This is a genomic window from Photobacterium sp. OFAV2-7, from assembly GCF_022347985.1.
Classification (GTDB): Bacteria; Pseudomonadota; Gammaproteobacteria; order Enterobacterales; family Vibrionaceae; genus Photobacterium.
Genome location: NZ_JAKRFQ010000447.1, coordinates 1 through 4,117 on the forward strand (window position 1 = coordinate 1; position 4,117 = coordinate 4,117).

Annotated in this window: 5 protein-coding genes; all 5 read right to left on the reverse strand. The window is 50.0% G+C overall.

Features of this window, described 5'->3' with window-relative positions; all coding sequences use genetic code 11:
• Positions 1-307 (reverse strand): helix-turn-helix domain-containing protein (locus MHN01_RS18675; protein WP_239412728.1); only part of this gene is annotated, 307 nt, incomplete at its 3' end.
• Positions 297-1,052, reverse strand: coding sequence for a type IV pilus biogenesis/stability protein PilW (gene pilW, locus MHN01_RS18680; protein ID WP_239412729.1), 756 nt, complete (start codon positions 1,050-1,052; stop codon positions 297-299). The genes MHN01_RS18675 and pilW, both read right to left, overlap by 11 nt.
• Positions 1,053-1,128: 76 nt before the next feature.
• Positions 1,129-2,250, reverse strand: a complete 1,122-nt coding sequence (locus tag MHN01_RS18685) for a bifunctional tRNA (adenosine(37)-C2)-methyltransferase TrmG/ribosomal RNA large subunit methyltransferase RlmN (RefSeq protein WP_239412730.1) — start codon at positions 2,248-2,250, stop codon at positions 1,129-1,131.
• A gap of 235 nt (positions 2,251-2,485) precedes the next feature.
• A complete protein-coding gene (gene ndk, locus MHN01_RS18690; protein WP_239412731.1) occupies positions 2,486-2,914 on the reverse strand; it encodes a nucleoside-diphosphate kinase in 429 nt (142 codons plus the stop codon).
• 83 nt (positions 2,915-2,997) lie between these two features.
• The coding region (gene pepB, locus MHN01_RS18695) for an aminopeptidase PepB (RefSeq protein ID WP_239412732.1) at positions 2,998-4,117 on the reverse strand (1,120 nt) is incomplete at its 5' end.

Below are 4,117 nucleotides of genomic sequence, written 5' to 3' on the forward strand. Positions count from 1 at the left end.
GGGAAAAGCTCTGCATCTCATGGTCCTGGTGCTGAGCATGGCCATGCTGATCAAGCTTGGCCAGAACGTCAGCTTCATCCAGTCCGACAAACTTGGCGTAGGAGCGAACATAACCACGCGTGAACGTGGCAAGCTGTGACTGTTCAAAATTATTGTCTTCGATGTCATTGATCACCGAGAGGCGAAGCCTCAACCGGTTGGCAATATCCTTCTGTGAATAGCCAAGCTGTTCACGAGCCTGACGTAGCATATCCCCCGGACGAATGACTTCTTCTGTTGATAGATCTTCGTTCTGTTCAGTATTCATTGGCTAGATATTTTTGATATTGCTGTGAGTTAGGGTAGTGCTCTTTAAGCAGACTGGCATACTTCTCGACATAAGTTAAGCGGCCAGCCTCACTTTCAAGCTGAAGCAGCAGCAACAGGCTGTCTGCATTGTACCCATACCTCTTATTAAATTTAAAAAGCATGGCGCGCGCATCATTCAAATTGTGGGAGTCTATTTCAAGCTGCGCCAGCTGTAACATTGATTTCGGTTGAAAAGGCTCATAAGCCAGAGCCTTTTCAAAGTACCCTTTGGCTTGCAGTTTATCGCCACCTTTAAGACTGCAAAAAGCGGCATTTTCATAACTGGCCGAAGTTTGGTAGTAATTAGGTTGTTCGATGGCTTTCTCAAATACAGCGATAGCATCATCGTAACGCTGCTGACTACACAAGAATACACCATAATTATTCAGTACATCGCCATTTTTCGGCGAATCACGCAATGCCTGCTTATACATTTTCTCAGCGGCAGCCGGTTCATCAACTTGCTGATAATAATAGGCCATTGCATTTTGTGCCCGATAATACCGCGGCGCGTAGTCAAGCGCCAGCTCAAGGTTATCACGAGCGCGCTGCCATTGCCCAGATTCCAGATAGCTAAGGCCAAGAGAGATCCTGGCCTCAGACACTTCAATTTTATCTATCTCATTGCTATTGCCGGCTTCATCGACTGTGACACAGCCTATTAACAAGCTACACAATAGAGGGGACATCGTCCACCGTACCATATTTTCCCCAAGCTAACGTCCATGTTGCACCGAAACGCGAGGCAAGCGAGTAGCCACCGGGTATCGGCCTTTGCAATTAGACTGCTTTTACAGGGATTTGTTCACCATTTTGTTGCTTGAGTTTTGTTCGTTTCGTGCGGTCAATCACATCACCAACCAATTGTCCGCATGCCGCGTCGATATCATCACCGCGGGTTTTACGTACAGTCACGGTAAAGTCATACTCCATCAGGGTTTTCATGAAGCGATCAATACGCGAGTTACTCGGTTTGTTGTATGGTGAACCCGGATACGGGTTGAACGGGATCAGGTTAACTTTCGCCGGCGTATCTTTCAGTGTTTCTGCCAGCTGACGTGCATGGTCCATATCATCGTTGACACGATCCAGCAGAATATACTCGACTGTGACACGACCACGGTTAGCATTGGAAGAAGCAATATAGCGACGTACAGAAGCCAGGAAATCATCAATATTCCAGCGATCATTAACCGGCATGATCTCAGAACGCAGTTCATCAGTCGGGGCATGCAGCGAAATCGCCAAGGCCACATCAATATTACCCGTCATCTGATCAAGACCAGAAACAACACCGGAAGTCGAAACCGTTACGCGACGCTTGGACAGACCAAAACCCAGGTCATCCAGCATAATCTCCAATGCCGGGATCAGGTTCTTCATATTCAACAGCGGCTCGCCCATCCCCATCATCACGACGTTGGTAATTGGGCGACGACCGGTTTCCTTCTCAACCCCGATCTCTTTGGCCGCACGCCAAACCTGGCCAATAATTTCTGACACACGCAGGTTACGGTTAAAGCCCTGCTGCGCCGTTGAGCAGAATTTACATTCCAAGGCACAGCCCACCTGAGAAGAAACGCACAGGGTTGCGCGGTCTTCGTCCGGGATATAAACCGTTTCAACATCCTGATCGCCAACACGCATCGCCCACTTGATCGTACCATCAGATGAGTGCTGGGCCTCAGAGACATAAGGCGCACGGATTTCGGCGACACGCTTTAGCTTTTCGCGCAGCTTCTTGTTGATGTTTGTCATTTGATCGAAGTCGTCACAACCGAAATGGTAGATCCACTTCATGATCTGATCAGCACGGAATGGTTTTTCACCAAGCTCGTCAGCGAAATACTTACGCAGACCCTTGCGATCGAAATCCAGCAGATTAGTTTTGACTGTTGTCATCGGTTGTTGCCTCACTAAAAAATGACTGATTCTGCGCCTTGGCAACCTAAAGAAGGGAGGTTGCATGTGACAGGACAATTCAAGGCGCGAAATTGTACAGCCTTTGCCAGATGGTTTCCACTTGTTACCTATAAGGATATTCTAGCAACCGCGTCAACTTAGGGGACAAAAACACAAACGGGAAGCCTAGGCTTCCCGTTAATAATTTGTTTTGACTAAAATTTAACCACAGCGATTAATCGCGAGGGCAGATTTCATCATCGGCAAAGAAATATGCAATTTCGCGCGCGGCAGATTCAGGGCTGTCTGAGCCGTGCACTGAGTTATGGCGCAGGCTAAGAGCAAAGTCAGATCGGATTGTCCCGCAAGCAGCCTCTTCAGGGTTGGTCTTACCCATTAGCTCACGGTAACGCACAATCGCATCTTCTCCTTCCAGTACCTGTACCAGAACAGGACCCGATGTCATAAATGCGACCAAATCATCAAAGAAAGGTTTGCCTTCATGCTCGGCATAAAAACCCTGGGCTTTTTCTGCATTGAGACGCACCATCTTGGCAGCAACAATTTTCAACCCGGCATTTTCAAAGCGCTGATAAATCGCCCCAATCAAGTTACGCTTTACCGCATCAGGCTTAACGATGGAAAACGTTCTTTCAATTGTCATTATTATTCTTCCTTTTGAATCTGTTCATCAATGTGACGTGAATCTTGGGGGGAGACACAAACAACTCCCCCTTCACAATACCGCTATAGCAGCAAGGCTGCAATGTTAGCAACCCCGAGACCGGTTGCCCCGGCCGCCCAGCGACTATCTGCGCTATCCCGGAAACAGGCGGCCAAATCAAAATGGATCCAGCGACTTGACTCGGTATCAACGAACCTTGACAGGAAAGCGGCCGCATTCGATGCCCCTCCCATACCGCCGCCCTTCTGTGCCCGGCTATTAGCCGTATCAGCGTAGTAAGACGGACAGTTGGCCTGATGCCACTTTTCCAGCGGAAGTGGCCAGGCCGGTTCGCTAACTAGCTCTGACAACTGCTGCGCATGTTGCAACAAGTCCTTATCAAGACCGAACAAGGCATTGTAATCGGTTCCGACAGCCATCATCGCCGCACCGGTTAGTGTTGCGGCATCGATAATCAGCGGCGCTTTGGTCTCGCTGGCTGCTATCAACCCGTCGGCCAATACCAAACGTCCTTCTGCATCGGTATTGACCACTTCTACGGTCAGCCCATTCTTGTACGTTAACACATCCCCCAGCTTATAGGCGTTACCTGCGACCATGTTTTCTGCGCAACACAGGATCAACCTCACACGTTGGCGCAAACCTTGCTCAATCGCATAGCCCAATGCTGCCGTTACGGTGGCCGCACCGCCCATATCGCACTTCATAGTCACCATGCCGGCACTCGATTTCAGGCTGTAGCCACCTGAGTCGAAAGTGATCCCCTTACCCACCAGGCATGCTGCAACCGGAGCGTCAGGCTCGCCCGTCGGGTTGAAATCCAGCGTCAGCATCACCGGCGGACGGCTGCTGGCACGACCGACGCTGTGAGTGCCAACCCAACCGTGCTCCAATAGCTGATCACCGACCAGTAGCTCATGGCTGATTTTGTCTCCGGCAATGGAAGTAAGAAACTCAACCGCATCCGCGGCTAATTTTTCCGGGTACATATCTTCCGGGGTCGCATTAACCACCTGGCGTACCCAGTCGCTACAATGACGGCGGGCATTGAGCAGCTCAAGCTCGTCTTCGTCAATAGATGCCCACTTCAGCTCTACAGGCTTCATAGTGGCAGCAAAACCGCAATAGAAGGCCCATTGGCGCTCGTAGCTCCAACCATCACCTTCAAGGCTAGCCTGAGCG

What these genes read in the sequence shown, in the direction of transcription:
- pilW (WP_239412729.1), bottom strand. Translation starts at nt 1,052, where the DNA reads ATGGTACGGTGGACGATGTCCCCTCTATTGTGTAGCTTGTTAATAGGC.
- MHN01_RS18685 (WP_239412730.1), bottom strand. Translation starts at nt 2,250, where the DNA reads ATGACAACAGTCAAAACTAATCTGCTGGATTTCGATCGCAAGGGTCTG.
- ndk (WP_239412731.1), bottom strand. Translation starts at nt 2,914, where the DNA reads ATGACAATTGAAAGAACGTTTTCCATCGTTAAGCCTGATGCGGTAAAG.